Annotated in this window: 16 protein-coding genes and 1 riboswitch; of the genes, 3 read left to right on the plus strand and 13 right to left on the minus strand. The window is 37.1% G+C overall.

Annotated elements, in window-relative coordinates; all coding sequences use genetic code 11:
- Positions 1–31: 31 nt before the first annotated feature.
- The 5 genes from thiC to ruvB form a co-directional block, all read right to left on the minus strand.
- Complete coding sequence (thiC, locus tag O5636_RS06225) at positions 32–1,411, minus strand: phosphomethylpyrimidine synthase ThiC (RefSeq protein ID WP_269621948.1); 1,380 nt, start codon at positions 1,409–1,411, stop codon at positions 32–34.
- 47 nt (positions 1,412–1,458) lie between these two features.
- Positions 1,459–1,560: riboswitch (TPP riboswitch) on the minus strand.
- A gap of 52 nt (positions 1,561–1,612) precedes the next feature.
- Complete coding sequence (locus O5636_RS06230) at positions 1,613–1,831, minus strand: DUF3188 domain-containing protein (RefSeq protein ID WP_269621949.1); 219 nt, start codon at positions 1,829–1,831, stop codon at positions 1,613–1,615.
- A 6-nt stretch (positions 1,832–1,837) separates the two neighbouring features.
- On the minus strand, positions 1,838–3,025 hold the full coding sequence (locus O5636_RS06235) for an amidohydrolase (RefSeq protein ID WP_269621950.1): 1,188 nt from the start codon (positions 3,023–3,025) through the stop codon (positions 1,838–1,840).
- The gene (locus tag O5636_RS06240) at positions 3,022–3,831 is read right to left on the minus strand and encodes a tetratricopeptide repeat protein (RefSeq protein WP_269621951.1); all 810 of its coding nucleotides are present in this window, start codon (positions 3,829–3,831) and stop codon (positions 3,022–3,024) included. The genes O5636_RS06235 and O5636_RS06240 overlap by 4 nt, the downstream gene beginning before the upstream one ends.
- Entirely contained in the window at positions 3,812–4,879 is a 1,068-nt protein-coding gene (gene ruvB, locus O5636_RS06245) for a Holliday junction branch migration DNA helicase RuvB (RefSeq protein WP_269621952.1), read from the minus strand. Before ruvB ends, O5636_RS06240 begins: the two co-directional genes overlap by 20 nt.
- Before the next feature lie 51 nt (positions 4,880–4,930).
- Here ruvB and smpB point away from each other — a divergent pair, with 51 nt between their 5' ends.
- Entirely contained in the window at positions 4,931–5,428 is a 498-nt protein-coding gene (smpB, locus tag O5636_RS06250; RefSeq protein WP_269621953.1) for an SsrA-binding protein SmpB, read from the plus strand.
- Positions 5,429–5,458: 30 nt separating this feature from the next.
- The gene (locus O5636_RS06255; RefSeq protein ID WP_269621954.1) at positions 5,459–5,701 is read left to right on the plus strand and encodes a hercynine metabolism small protein; all 243 of its coding nucleotides are present in this window, start codon (positions 5,459–5,461) and stop codon (positions 5,699–5,701) included.
- 135 nt (positions 5,702–5,836) lie between these two features.
- Here the strand turns inward: O5636_RS06255 and O5636_RS06260 are convergent, their stop codons facing one another.
- From O5636_RS06260 to O5636_RS06285, 6 genes are all read right to left on the minus strand, one after another.
- Positions 5,837–6,100, minus strand: coding sequence for a hypothetical protein (locus tag O5636_RS06260; RefSeq protein ID WP_269621955.1), 264 nt, complete (start codon positions 6,098–6,100; stop codon positions 5,837–5,839).
- A gap of 55 nt (positions 6,101–6,155) precedes the next feature.
- Positions 6,156–7,667 (minus strand): lysine--tRNA ligase, encoded by a 1,512-nt coding sequence (gene lysS, locus O5636_RS06265; RefSeq protein WP_269621956.1) that lies wholly within the window; start codon positions 7,665–7,667, stop codon positions 6,156–6,158.
- 71 nt (positions 7,668–7,738) lie between these two features.
- On the minus strand, positions 7,739–8,500 hold the full coding sequence (gene rpaB, locus O5636_RS06270) for a response regulator transcription factor RpaB (RefSeq protein WP_269623539.1): 762 nt from the start codon (positions 8,498–8,500) through the stop codon (positions 7,739–7,741).
- A 274-nt stretch (positions 8,501–8,774) separates the two neighbouring features.
- A complete protein-coding gene (locus O5636_RS06275) occupies positions 8,775–9,308 on the minus strand; it encodes a rod shape-determining protein MreD (RefSeq protein ID WP_269621957.1) in 534 nt (177 codons plus the stop codon).
- Positions 9,308–10,051: a rod shape-determining protein MreC gene (gene mreC / locus O5636_RS06280; protein ID WP_269621958.1), complete on the minus strand. Its 744-nt coding sequence runs from the start codon at positions 10,049–10,051 to the stop codon at positions 9,308–9,310. The genes O5636_RS06275 and mreC overlap by 1 nt, the downstream gene beginning before the upstream one ends.
- 4 nt (positions 10,052–10,055) lie before the next feature.
- Positions 10,056–11,108 carry a rod shape-determining protein gene (locus O5636_RS06285; RefSeq protein ID WP_269621959.1) on the minus strand — a complete coding sequence of 351 codons (1,053 nt, stop codon included), beginning with the start codon at positions 11,106–11,108 and terminating at the stop codon, positions 10,056–10,058.
- A 129-nt stretch (positions 11,109–11,237) separates the two neighbouring features.
- Between O5636_RS06285 and O5636_RS06290 the strand changes: the two genes are divergently transcribed.
- Positions 11,238–11,627, plus strand: coding sequence for a single-stranded DNA-binding protein (locus O5636_RS06290; protein ID WP_269621960.1), 390 nt, complete (start codon positions 11,238–11,240; stop codon positions 11,625–11,627).
- On the opposite strand, the gene O5636_RS06295 is transcribed toward O5636_RS06290, so the two are convergent.
- Together O5636_RS06295 and ahcY are read right to left on the minus strand one after the other, a co-directional pair.
- A complete protein-coding gene (locus O5636_RS06295) occupies positions 11,624–12,280 on the minus strand; it encodes a DedA family protein (RefSeq protein WP_269621961.1) in 657 nt (218 codons plus the stop codon). The genes O5636_RS06290 and O5636_RS06295 overlap by 4 nt on opposite strands.
- A gap of 37 nt (positions 12,281–12,317) precedes the next feature.
- Positions 12,318–13,748 (minus strand): adenosylhomocysteinase, encoded by a 1,431-nt coding sequence (ahcY, locus tag O5636_RS06300; RefSeq protein ID WP_269621962.1) that lies wholly within the window; start codon positions 13,746–13,748, stop codon positions 12,318–12,320.
- Between the last annotated feature and the right edge of the window lie 19 nt (positions 13,749–13,767).

The raw sequence follows: 13,767 nt of genomic DNA on the forward strand, positions 1-13,767 counted from the left end.
GCAGTAAGAAGAGAATTTAAACTACTTTAATTTATAGGTTTAAATTTTTTTCACCTTTCGAAGAAAGTACCTCCTGCAAATCTTCTAGATCCTTATCAGTGATCTTTGTTTGCATTGGACAATGCTTTGGTCCGCACATTGAACAAAATTCTGCTTGTTTATAGATATCAGCAGGAAGTGTCTCATCATGATATTCTTGCGCCCTTTCAGGATCAAGAGATAATTCAAACTGTTTATTCCAATCAAATGCATATCTCGCTTTACTTAATTCATCATCTCTATCTCGTGCTCCTGAACGATGTCTAGCTATATCAGCTGCATGAGCGGCTATCTTATAAGCTATTAAGCCTTCACGAACATCTTCAGGATTTGGCAAGCCTAAATGTTCTTTGGGAGTGACATAACAAAGCATTGCAGTGCCATACCAACCTGCCATTGCCGCTCCTATAGCACTAGTTATATGGTCATAACCAGGAGCTATATCAGTTACTAAGGGACCTAAAACATAAAAAGGTGCTTCTAAACAATCTTCCATTTGCTTACGTACATTAAATTCGATTTGATCCATCGGAACATGCCCAGGCCCCTCAACCATTACTTGGACATCATGATCCCAAGCACGTCTGGTTAGTTGCCCTAAAGTTTTCAGCTCAGCTAATTGAGCCTCATCAGAAGCATCATGCAAACAGCCTGGTCTTAAAGAATCTCCCAAAGAAAAACTACAGTCATATCGCTTAAAAATCTCACAGATATCATCAAAGCGATTAAACAATGGGTTTTGCTTATGGTGATATAACATCCATTGAGCAAGAATTCCTCCACCACGACTAACAATTCCTGTAAGTCTTCCTTTGACCTTAGGCAAATGCTCTATCAATAATCCAGCATGAATAGTTTGATAATCAACTCCCTGCTGACAATGCTTTTCGATTATGTGCAAAAAATCATCTTCAGATAACTTTTCTATTGATCCATGAACACTTTCCAATGCTTGATAGACAGGGACTGTTCCTATAGGTACTGGTGAAGCTTGAATAATAGCCGTCCTAACCTCATCGAGATTTACTCCGCCTGTGGAAAGATCCATAACGGTATCAGCACCATATTTGACAGCAAGTTGGAGCTTTTTCAATTCTTCTTGAACATCACTTGCATTAGGAGAAGCACCAATGTTCGCGTTCACTTTGCAACGAGAAGCGATTCCTATCGCCATAGGTTCTAAATTTAAATGATTAATATTGGAAGGTATAATCATTCTTCCTCGAGCAACTTCTTCCATAATCAAAGATTCTGGCAAGTTTTCTCTCTTAGCAACAAAAGACATTTCTTCCGTTATTATATCCCTGCGAGCAAAATACATTTGAGAGACATTGCTCTGTCCTCTACGTGGAGCAACCCATGAATTGCGCATAACTCAAAAAGTATAGAAAAACTAAGGGGTGTCTTTTTTAAAGCTTTGATCACTCTCTTTCACTTTCCTTCTCCATTAGATTTAATGGAGCAGGTTCAGAGGGTGTGATCTCAGCCAAAAATAACTTTTTGGCACCCCTAGTGATATTTGTAAGCTAGCGATTTTTCACACAAAAGGCCTTAAATCTTTGAAAGCAAATACCTAATTCTCATGATTCTTTATATGCAGAATTTCAGTCAATAATTTTTTACGTCGAATATTCCTACCAATAGCACTAGAACAACTCAAACCGATACCTATCAATAAAGCTGGTACAGCTTGAATTCGATCATTACCTTTGCGATTAAGAAAACCAAATATTGCAATAAAAACTAAGAGTGGTGCCGCAAAAGAAAGCCAAGAGTTGTTCTTAAATCTCATAAAAGTTTAGCTATGAAGCAAAGATTGGTGTTTTTCCATCCATGTTAAAAGAGTTGAATATAATATTTTTATTCCAATTGAAAGACTTTCTTCATCAGGAGCAAAAGCACCATTATGCAATGGTGCGCATCCTTCAGGAGGGGCCACTCCTAAACGAAACATAGTTCCAGGAACATCTATTAAATACTCGGCAAAATCTTCTGCTCCTAAAGACGGTAAACCTAATCTCTTTACCTTCTCTGGACCAAGTAAAGATTTTGCACAATTTTCGACTAAATCAGTGAGAGCTGGATCGTTAAAAACTGGTGGAGCAATAGAGGTATATTTTACTATTACTTCTGCCCCTAAGCTATTTGCTATGGAATTGATTTTCTTTTCCAACCAAGCTGGAAGCCTCTCATAAAGCTCTGAATCTAAACAACGAACTGTTCCGATTAATTTGACTCGATCCGCAATTATATTAAATGCCTTTCCGCCTTCAATTTTTCCAAAGCTGACAACAACAGGCATTAATGCATCCAATTGCCTACTAATTGCCTCCTGAATGCCACTTATGATCCGTGATGATATCCAAATAGCATCAACAGCCTGATGAGGCCTCGCCCCATGACCACCATCACCTATAACCTCGATTTCTAATTTACCTGCTGCTGCAGTCAAAGTTCCATTACGAATTCCAATATAACCACTGGGTAATTCCGGATAAACATGAACGCCAAAAAGAGCATTTAAACCTTTTATAGCTCCGTCATTCTTCATCCATCTTGCACCAGCAGCAATTTCTTCAGCAGGTTGAAATAACAAACGAACACCAGTTAAAAGGCTCTTGTTTTCAGCTAAAAGTTTTGCCACTCCAATGCCAATGCATGTATGAATATCATGACCACATGCATGCATTACACCTTGCGTCAAAGAGGAATAAGCTAAGCCTGTTTTTTCTTCTACAGGTAAAGCATCCATATCAACTCTCAATCCAACAATAGCTCCACTGGTATTTCCTAATTCTGCAATCAACCCTGTTTTGCCAACTGACTCAGTTACATTCCATCCATATTTTTTTAACTCACCTGCAACCAAAGCAGCTGTCTGATGCTCGGCTCCACTTAACTCGGGATGAGCATGTAAATGCCTCCTAAGTTGTATCAACTCAGGCAAGAAAGACTGCAAATTGTTATTAGTGGGTAATAAACTCATACTGATTTCTTATCTAAAAATTCCATCAAATCTTTTGTAGGTTCAGGAGGCCAGCGACGGATATTTAAGAGCCAATCTTCTTCTGTATATCGATTATCTAAACCAAAAGCAGCAGCCCAATGACTTTGTGCTTCTCCCAAGACACCTTTATGCCATAAAAGTGCACTTAAAGCAGCTCTTCCATCAGCAAACATGGGATAGGTCTTTATCAATGCACGAAGCTGTTCTTCAGCAGCATCTAATTCATTTAATTGGTAATTTGCTAAGGCTTTACTAGAAAGAGCAATGGCAAAATCAGGATTCACTAATGTTGCTTTATTAAATAGCAATTTTGACTGAAGCCAATCCCCCTGACTCACCTTGACATTTCCTAAATTATATAAAGCCGAAGCATTATCTGGATCTCTAGTCAGAACCCATTCGTAATCTTCAATGGCCTCATTCCATCGCTTTAAAGCTTCTTCAGCAATACCTCGATTAAGATGAGGGTCAATCTCATCTGGAAGCATTTCGATAGCACGGTCTTGATCAACAATCGCACCATCAAAATCACCCAAAGCAAGACGCACATTTCCACGATTACTCAATGCAACACCATTTGTTGGATATAAATCGATCACATTATCCCAATACCCCAAAGCTTCTTTAAAATTTCCGGCTCTACTTTCATTTAGAGCCTTTTCAAAGTCCAAAGGAACTGAATGATTCGCTAACGCATCCATAGGATGCAATAACAGAACTAAAAAACAAAGCGATAAGCAAAAAAATATTTTTTTTCTCATATAACTAATTGGTATCTGTTCCATAATGAAAATTAAGATGGTTAATCGCCTCAGGTGTGACAACCCTTCCTCGAGGAGTTCTCTTAAGAAAACCAATTTGCATAAGAAAAGGTTCAACAACAGCCTCCAACGTTGCAGTCTCTTCTCCCAAGGCTGCTGCAAGGGTTTCTAACCCAACAGGACCACCATTATGATTATCACAAATAAACGACAATAAACGTCTATCAGATTGATCTAAACCACGTTCATCAACTTGATGTAATTTCAAAGAATCATCCACTAATGATTTATCTACTAGATCTATCTTATTTTTAACGGTTGCATAATCTCTGACTCTACGTAGTAAGCGATTGGCAATACGGGGCGTACCTCTACAACGACGAGCTATTTCTAGACCAGCCTCAACATCAAGAGATAAATTAAATAATTTGGCTGTTCTCTGAATGATCATCTCGAGATCTTGCAAATTATAAAAATTTAATCGTTGTGTAATTCCAAAACGATCTCGCAAAGGAGAGCTTATAGCAGCTGGTCTAGTAGTAGCACCAACTAGTGTAAAGCGAGGAAGAGTAATTTCTCTAGTACGAGCAGTCGTACCTCTACCAACAGTCAGATCCAAACGGAAATCTTCCAATGCAGGATAAAGAAGTTCTTCTGCTACTTTTGTTAATCTATGAATCTCATCAACAAACAAAACTTCATTTTCCTGCAAATTCAGCAATAAACCAATAATGTCTCTTTGTCTTTCTAGTGCTGGAGCACTAGTAATACGACACTTCACCCCAAGCTCATTAGCTAAAACCAAAGCCATTGTGGTTTTCCCTAATCCCGGCGGTCCATATAACAAGACATGATCTAAAGCTTCTTGTCTAGATAATGCAGCTTTTACCGAAATAGACAGAACTTCTTTCAATGCTGACTGACCTATAAACTCATGCCAAGAGTTTGGTCTTAAAGAATCTTCTTTTTTTGTTTTTGTATCCTCCTCAAGCAGTGTTGGATCCAATAATCTAATCTTCCTATTTATATTAGGAGATGGTGATTTCTCAAAACCAGAGGACACAATTGCCATATTTATAAGGATAAGGACTCTTGTGTACTCTCAAAAGAGTAGTGACAGAAAATGTCTAAAGGGAAAACTAAACAAAAATCTAAACCATCTCAAACTAAGTCACTTAGACGCTTAGCCGACAATCGCTATGCAAAATACCAATATGAAATTTTAGAGACGCTAGAAGCTGGTATTGAACTACTAGGTACTGAAGTTAAATCAATAAGAGCAGGCAACACAAATTTGAGAGATGGTTTCTGTCTTATTCGTCAAGGCAACCTTTTATTACACAATGTTCATATATCTGGCTTTAAAAATGCAAGCAATTACTTCAATCATGATCCATTAAGAGTTAGAAAATTATTAGCACATCAAAAAGAAATTAATAAATTAGAAAATCAAATTAATAAAAAAGGGTTAACTCTGATTCCTCTTAACATGTATTTAAAAGGATCATGGATAAAAATAACTATTGGGCTTGGAAGAGGTAAAAAGTTACACGATAAAAGAGAAAGTGAAAAAAGAAAACAATCTCAAAGAGAAGTAAAATCAGCCCTTGATAGATATTAGGATTGATCAGTATTTAAAATATGAATAACAATGGAAAGAGAAGAAAAAAGAATCAAAATCAAATTCCAGAGGGAAAAGCTAATTCAAATGCTTGAAGAAGCTTATCAAATCGCATTTAATGAACTTAGTTGCCTCAATATTGAAGAAGGATCAATAGCAAAACTCTCACAAGCGTTTCTTTTATCTCGTTCAGAAGCTATGAAACCATTAGAAAAAGAAATTGAAAAGCCAATAATTACACAATCACCAAATCAAAAGCAAGAGAAAAGTTAAATGACCCCTACCCTAAAAGCATCATGGCAATGTCAGGAAACCCAGACACATTGAGCGTCAGATTAAGAGGAAAAAATGATTTTTTATTTTAGGAATGATCGCTAAATTCCCAACTAATAATAAAAAAGTTAAGTCCTATTTTTCAGAAGAAGGAGGCTCAAGGCTCACGTTTTCTGGTGGAGGAGTTGGATCAGGATCTGCAATCAACATATGTTGCAAAACAATTTCTGGACGCTCACTATCCCGCCATCTAATGCGATAAGCAGGCATTTTGGTGCCACGACTTGTTGTTTGTTCAACAGGCTCCATTACCCAACCTCGCCTAGACCGGCCTTGAGGATTGCGCTTAACCACAGCATCAGTGTGCTTAAACCTGAAACCAACGCGCTCTCCGCTCATCCCTAGACGACTTGATACTTAGATCTATTATCCACTTTGATGGGCCTATTTCCGATTACTGAGAACCGGACTCTGGTCGAAGTAAAGGAAAAGCAATTACATCTCTAATTGAAGGACTATCTGTCAAAAGCATTACCAATCGATCAATTCCAATACCCAAGCCACCTGTAGGAGGCATACCCACTTCCAAAGCATTAAGAAAATCTTCATCTAAAGAATGTGCTTCCAAATCACCCGCTTTTTTACGTGACTGCTGCTCTGTAAGTCTTTCTCGCTGATCAATAGGATCAATTAATTCACTAAATGCATTGGCAGTCTCTCGCCCAGCAATAAACAATTCAAATCTCTCAACAAGACCTTTTTTAGTTCGATGTTTTCTAGCTAAAGGAGAAATTTCGATTGGATAATCCATCACAAAAGTAGGCTGCAAAAGATTAGGTTCTACGGCTTGTTCAAAAGCTTCATTCAAAAGTCTTCCAACACTATTTGCTTTAGCTGGAACTTCTAAACCAGCATTCTTCATCGAAAAAGCCGCTTGCTCTCTGTCATCGTTAAAAGCCACAAAATCTAATCCTGTTGATTCCAAAACAAGATCATGCATAGATGCTCTGCGCCATGGACGAGTCAAATTAAGAAGGGTCCCTTGATAAGGAATTTCAAGAGATCCATGGATCTCTTGAAAAATTGAGGTAACAAGTTCCTCTGTTAAATCCATCATGGCGTTGTAATCAGCGAAAGCTTGGTAAATCTCAACTGATGTGAATTCAGGATTATGACGAGTACTGATACCTTCATTTCTAAAAATCCTTCCAAGTTCGTATACCCTCTGAAACCCCCCCACTACAAGCCTTTTCAAATGAAGTTCCGTAGCAATCCTTAAATACAGAGGAACATCAAAAGTGTTGTGATGAGTAACGAAAGGTCTTGCATCAGCGCCACCAGCTTCTGCCTGCAGAACAGGAGTCTCTATTTCCAAAAACCTATGATCATCTAACCAACGGCGAATTGAACTAACCATCAATGCCCTTTTACGAAAAGTATTTCTTGAATCAGGATTAACAATTAAATCCAAATATCTCTGTCTATAACGTTTCTCTACATCTGCTAATCCATGCCATTTATCAGGAAGAGGTTGCAGACATTTAGACAACATTGACCAAAAATGAACCTTAACAGACAATTCACCACGATCAGTTCTTCTCAAAATCCCCTTTACACCAATCCAATCTCCTGTATCAACTAAATCGGTCATCTGCTTAAAAGAACCTGAGTCTGAATCGACAGAAGGCTCAAACTTCTCAAGAGTGGATTTCTCTAAAAAAAGTTGAATAGAGCCTAATTCATCAGACAAAGTAAAAAAAGCAAGCTTTCCCATTACTCTGCGAGCCATTATTCTTCCAGCCACAGAAACTTCTAATAGCCTCTCTTGACCATTAGGTAAATCTTGATGATCAACCTGCAATTGAGAGGTAGTATGAGTGGGGTGAAAATCTGTTGCATAAGGAGTTTTACCTACTTTCCTCAAAGCAGCTGCTTTTCCTAAACGAGTTTCTCTAAGTTCAGACAAAAGAAAACAAAAACAATCTATTTATCTAGAGAGTAGATAAACAAGCAAATAAAACAATTCATTTTTTGTGTTTAAGAAGCAACTGGGGGAAAATCACCCAGCCTTTGCGAGGAATAACCAATGCCTCTAACTGTCAAAATTAACTCTGGGTTGCGTGGATCAGGCTCTAATTTGCCACGTAAACGAGCAACATATACATCGACAACTCTTAGGTCTGCTGCGCGTCTAGGAGGATATCCCCATAATTGTTCTAAAATCTCAGCTCTAGGGACAACTTTTCCTGGATCTCGGAAAAGCAGTTCAAGCAAACTAAACTCTGTATAAGTCAATCCTATTCTCTCTCCACCTCTACTTACTTGTCTTCTATTAGTATCTACCACTAACTCTCCTAATTTCATAACCCCTTGACCAGCAGGAATTTCTCTAGGCTCAGCGACAGCCGCTCCTGGCCCCATCCTTCTTAAAATAGTTGCTATGCGTGCTTCAAGTTCTTTTGGACTAAATGGCTTAGATATATAATCATCAGCTCCTAAATCCAATCCAGCAACACGTTCAGAAATAGCTTCTAGAGCACTAAGAAAAATAATTGGGACAATGGATTCTGCTCTTAACCTTCTACATACAGCAAAGCCATCAAGTTTCGGCAACATAACGTCCAAAACAACAAGGTCTGGACATTCTTGATGGAAAACATCTAACGCCTCTTCACCATCTTTTGCTGAAACAACGGTATAACCGGATAATTCCAGCCTAGTAACCAAGACTTTAAGAACCGCAGGTTCATCGTCTACAACCAGAATAGTGGCATTAGTATGTGATGAGACCTTAGTCATAGGCGGTCCATCAGTGCTCTTCTGAAGAATGGATGAACCTTCCTCAGGCATTGACATTTCCTCATTGAGAAATGCAACCATAACCTTCCACCCCCATCCAAAGGCAAATAGTAGAAGCCCAAATTATGAATTTTTCCATTTTTTTTAATATTTGGGAGGTACTATTGCCTAGGCAATAATACCTATTTTGTTAAACTTGTTCTTGGAAACTAGCAACCCTTTTAGTTATTTAAATAACTAAAAGAAATCTTCTTAATATTATAATTTAATTACACTAATGATGAATATTTCTTGCATATCTTTCCTGTTTTTCTCTTAAAAAATATTTCATAATTAATGGGCATAATAATGGCGCTATTAAAGCATTAAGAATTGCCCCTGCAAATAAATTGTGCAAAAACCAAGCATTAAATATAAAAAATAAATTTTTTTGAACAAAGAATATTGTTTGAAGCCAAATACTTAATCCACTAACAAAAACACCAAGCCATGCAAAAAATCCTAGACTAAATTTTTTATAAACATAGTTTTCTTTTCTTCCTAATCTGCCCCACCACAAGCCCAACAAAATTAAAGCAGGAATTTGAGTTGATCCTGCCAAATTCATTCCATCTAGAACCAAACCTAAATACAAACCTGCAAAAGCTCCAGAGACTGGTCCTTCTTCAAGTGCCCAAGGCAATAGCCATAATTGAGCCCATCTAGGTCCAATTCCTGAAATTAATAACCACGGTGGAGAAAGGAAAGTAAATAATGGAACTAAGAAAGCCAGAAATTGATAAACAATTTTCTTTTTAAGTTTTCTCATTAACGCTTAACAATCTGAACCCAATCAATTGCTTCTGGTGATGCCAACAACTGAACAAAAGCAGAAGGAGAAGGCAAGTTATCATGATTTATTTGTTGTATGACTCCCACTGGCAAATTTGGGGGCAATAAAGTACTGGCAGGAGAGGTAGTAATTATATCGCCAGATAAAGCATTAGGTTTTTTATCAAGAAAAGTCAATTGAGGACGGTGAGTGCCAATACCCTCTAAAACCCCATGTACCTTTGTACGCTCTATCCAAACCCCTAAATTACTAGAAGGTGCAGTGATTAACATTACTCTGGAAGTTAGAGGAGTAACGCTATCAATAAGTCCTAATAAGCCTCCAGGGCCAAGCACTACATCTCCTTTACTAATTCCAGCATTTTTACCTTTGCTAAGTTCTAATTGCTGCCAAAAATCATTAGGCCTTCTAGAAATAACTACAGCTGATATGAAATTTTCCTTAGAAGAAGTTTTTAGCTTTAATAAACTACGCAAACGATGATTATCCTTTTCAAGCATATCAAGTCTAATTTTTTGCTCCAAATCCATACTTTTTGTTATCCATTCTTTCTGGCCACTTCCAGGCCAAAATGGTCTAGATATCACTGAAAATACATCAAGCAATATTGCTCCTTTTGAGACACGAATAAAAAGAAAAAATAAAAAAATCAGCATCCAATAAAGCACACCTTTCCTATACCACCAACGAAAAACACCTTTTCGTTGGTTAATTGCCATCGATTTAATCTCTTACTGCATTTCTTGCAAATTCTGGAGTATCAACTACACGCTTTAAACGTTTAAAGTTATCCAAAACTTGACCACAACCATTAACAACACAAAGCAAAGGATCCTCCGCGACATGCGTGAAAATTCCTGTTTCATGACTTAATAGATCACTAATTCCTCTAACCAAAGCACCTCCACCAGCCAGCATTATTCCTCTATCAACAATATCTGCAGCTAATTCAGGTGGGGTCCGTTCTAAAACTCTTTTAACTGCATCAACTATTTTATTCAGAGGCTCTGACATTGCCTCTCGCAAATCACCCGCTTGCAAAGTAATTGAACGTGGTAAACCTGAAAGTAAATGCAAACCTCGAACTTCCATTGACTGCAAGTCAAAATCATTATCAGGAAACGCAGAACCAATTCGAATCTTAATTTCTTCTGCAGTTCTTTCTCCAACAACAAGGTTATGAACCTTCTTTAAATACAACGCAATTGAATCATTAATTTCATCCCCAGCCACACGAACTGATTCACTTAATACAGTTCCACCCAAACTAAGTACAGCAACTTCTGTTGTCCCACCACCAATATCAACAATCATTGTTCCTATAGGTTCCGTAACTGGAAGATGCGCACCTATCGCTGCAGCTACAGGTTCATCAATCAAATGAACTTCTCTAGCACCAGCTAAACCAGCTTCACGCACTGCCCTTCTTTCGACACTAGTTACTCCGCTTGGAATACCTACAACCAATCGTGGAGCCAGTATCCCTCGTCCTTCATTGCACTTCTCTATAAAAGTCTTAAGCATTTGCTCGGCAGCATCAAAATCTGCAATCACTCCATCTCTTAATGGTCTCACCGCACGAATGTTCCCAGGTGTACGACCAAGCATCATCTTGGCATCATCACCTACAGCCAATGGTTCTCCTTCCTCTAAATCCATTGCTACTACAGATGGCTCCTCTAAAACAATTCCTTTGCCCTGAACATAGATCAAAGTATTTGCAGTACCAAGATCTATACCAATATCACGAGAAAATCTGAAACGTCTTAAAAACACGATGTTCCTATCAGTAATATCTAAGAATAATGAAATCTCTTAAAAAAACATTATTGACGCAAAAAAATAATAGCTTTTCGAGAAATAGCAAATTAACCCAGCTATAATTAAAAAAGCACACACCAAATAATGAGTATTAATTCAGTAAATCTTGTAGGAAGAGTAGGGCGCGATCCAGAAGTAAGGTATTTTGAGTCGGGAACAATAGTTGCAAACTTTACTATGGCTGTAAATCGTCGTAGTAGAAATGATGAGCCTGATTGGTTTAATTTAGAAATTTGGGGTAAGCAAGCACAAGTAGCGGCAGATTATGTAAAAAAAGGTTCTCTCATTGGAATAACTGGTAGCTTTAAACTAGATCAATGGAATGACAAAGCAACTGGAGAAGCAAAATCAAAACCAGTCATTAGAGTAGATAGACTTGATTTATTAGGTTCTAGAAAAGATTCTTATGAAGAAGGACTAAACAACAATCAAACGAAAAATAATTATCAAGAAAATAATAATATTCCTTTCTAATTTCTATTTTTAGTAAGAAAAGATCTTATTAGAATAAATAACAGTCCAATCAATAAACTAAATCCTAATAAAATTTTTATTGCTTTTGAAACAGGCTCAATCCAAAGTTCTACTTTGCTATAGCTATCACCTAGAAATATCCCTGCAAGTGTCAAAAAAATTACCCAAATCAAACTGCCTGCTGTAGTCCATATTGTAAATGGAATTAATGGCATCATCTCTATACCTGCAGGAACAGAAATCAAAGTTCTAATTCCTGGAATCAACCTTCCCCAAAACACTAAAGCTTTACCATATCTCCCAAACCAAGTTCTAGTCCTTACAAATTCATTAGAACTAATTCCAAGCCATTTACCATAGTTATTTAACCAGTTTTCTAATCTTTTTTCATTAACTAGTCTTCCAATTCCATACCAAGGAAAAGCACCTAAAAGAGTTCCAATTAATCCAGCAAGAACTACTGGAAAAAAATTTAATTGTCCTTGATAAACATAAAATCCACCAAGAGGCATTATTAACTCAGAAGGAATTGGAGGGAATATATTCTCCAAAAACATAGCTAACAAAATTGTTATATAACCAATCCATTGGTTAGCCTCTACAGCATTACCAATTAAACTTGGTATATTAAATAAAAAATCTATTATTACCATTTTTAATTATAAAATAATTTAGCATATATCTATCTAACTAATAGCGATAATGATCCGGCTTATAAGGACCTTCAATAGGAACATTTAAATAATCTGATTGTTCTTTAGATAATTCAGTTAACTTGGCCCCAATCTTTTCTAAATGAAGTCGAGCAACCATTTCATCAAGATGTTTGGGAAGAACGTAAACTTGATTTTGATATTTATCTTTCTGTGTAAATATCTCAATTTGAGCTAATACTTGATTTGTAAAAGAATTACTCATAACGAAACTTGGATGACCTGTAGCACAACCCAAGTTAACCAATCGTCCTTCTGCTAAAAGAATAATTTTATTTCCATTAGGCAAAGTCACATGATCTACTTGAGGCTTAATATTTTCCCACTTATATGACTTTAAAGAAGAAACATCAATCTCATTATCAAAATGACCAATATTGCAAACAATTGCCTCATCTTTCATCTTAATAAGATGCTTATTACAAATAACATTGAAATTACCTGTGGCTGTAACAAAAATATCTATATCTTCTACAACATCATCTAATCTAACTACTCTATAACCTTCCATTGCTGCTTGAAGCGCACAAATAGGATCAACCTCGGAAATCATTACAGTTGCCCCCAGTCCTCTTAAAGACTGTGCTGACCCTTTCCCTACATCTCCATATCCAATTACTAAAGCTACTTTTCCCGCAATCATTACATCAGTTGCTCTCTTTATTCCATCTACCAAGGATTCTCTACATCCATACAGATTATCAAATTTACTCTTAGTAACCGAGTCGTTAACGTTAATTGCTGGGAAAGGTAAGTCCCCATTTTTTTGCATTTGATAAAGCCTGGCTACGCCAGTAGTGGTTTCTTCAGTAACTCCTAGAATAAGTTCTTTAATTCGAGAATAAAAAGATTTATCTTGCGACAATTTCTTTTTAATAGAAGCAAATAAAGCAATCTCCTCTTCATTTGAAGGATTCTCCAGAACTGAAATATCCTTTTCAGCCTTACTTCCAAGAATGACTAATCCTGTAGCATCTCCTCCATCGTCCAAAATCATATTTGGTCCTTCAGAAGAACCCCATTCAAGAATTCGATGAGTGTAATCCCAGTATTCATTTAATGATTCACCTTTTTTAGCAAAAACAGAAATACCAGCTTTTGCTATAGCTGCTGCTGCATGATCTTGTGTTGAAAAAATATTGCATGATGCCCATCGAACCTCTGCACCTAAAGCAACCAAAGTCTCAATTAATACACCAGTTTGTATTGTCATATGCAAACTACCAGCAATTCGAGAACCTTTCAAAGGCTGTTCGTTAGCAAATTTTTGTCTAAGAGCCATTAAACCAGGCATCTCAGTTTCAGCTATAGATAGCTCTTTACGTCCAAAGTCGGCGAGTGCTATATCTGCAACTTCATAAGTTCTATCTCCATCTACTTGTGAAGTTGATAATGTTGAAGCAACCATAATTACTTTTTAATAGAAA

The organism is Prochlorococcus marinus str. MIT 0918, assembly GCF_027359415.1.
GTDB lineage: Bacteria > Cyanobacteriota > Cyanobacteriia > PCC-6307 > Cyanobiaceae > Prochlorococcus_E > Prochlorococcus_E marinus_C.

Bases quoted from the DNA above. Each gene is read 5' to 3' on its own strand.
- O5636_RS06235 (WP_269621950.1), bottom strand. From the start codon at position 3,025: ATGAGTTTATTACCCACTAATAACAATTTGCAGTCTTTCTTGCCTGAG.
- O5636_RS06295 (WP_269621961.1), bottom strand. From the start codon at position 12,280: ATGGTAATAATAGATTTTTTATTTAATATACCAAGTTTAATTGGTAAT.
- O5636_RS06255 (WP_269621954.1), top strand. From the start codon at position 5,459: ATGGAAAGAGAAGAAAAAAGAATCAAAATCAAATTCCAGAGGGAAAAG.
- ahcY (WP_269621962.1), bottom strand. From the start codon at position 13,748: ATGGTTGCTTCAACATTATCAACTTCACAAGTAGATGGAGATAGAACT.
- mreC (WP_269621958.1), bottom strand. From the start codon at position 10,051: ATGGCAATTAACCAACGAAAAGGTGTTTTTCGTTGGTGGTATAGGAAA.
- O5636_RS06275 (WP_269621957.1), bottom strand. From the start codon at position 9,308: ATGAGAAAACTTAAAAAGAAAATTGTTTATCAATTTCTGGCTTTCTTA.
- thiC (WP_269621948.1), bottom strand. From the start codon at position 1,411: ATGCGCAATTCATGGGTTGCTCCACGTAGAGGACAGAGCAATGTCTCT.
- O5636_RS06230 (WP_269621949.1), bottom strand. From the start codon at position 1,831: ATGAGATTTAAGAACAACTCTTGGCTTTCTTTTGCGGCACCACTCTTA.
- O5636_RS06240 (WP_269621951.1), bottom strand. From the start codon at position 3,831: ATGGAACAGATACCAATTAGTTATATGAGAAAAAAAATATTTTTTTGC.
- smpB (WP_269621953.1), top strand. From the start codon at position 4,931: ATGTCTAAAGGGAAAACTAAACAAAAATCTAAACCATCTCAAACTAAG.
- ruvB (WP_269621952.1), bottom strand. From the start codon at position 4,879: ATGGCAATTGTGTCCTCTGGTTTTGAGAAATCACCATCTCCTAATATA.
- O5636_RS06260 (WP_269621955.1), bottom strand. From the start codon at position 6,100: ATGAGCGGAGAGCGCGTTGGTTTCAGGTTTAAGCACACTGATGCTGTG.
- rpaB (WP_269623539.1), bottom strand. From the start codon at position 8,500: ATGACTAAGGTCTCATCACATACTAATGCCACTATTCTGGTTGTAGAC.
- O5636_RS06290 (WP_269621960.1), top strand. From the start codon at position 11,238: ATGAGTATTAATTCAGTAAATCTTGTAGGAAGAGTAGGGCGCGATCCA.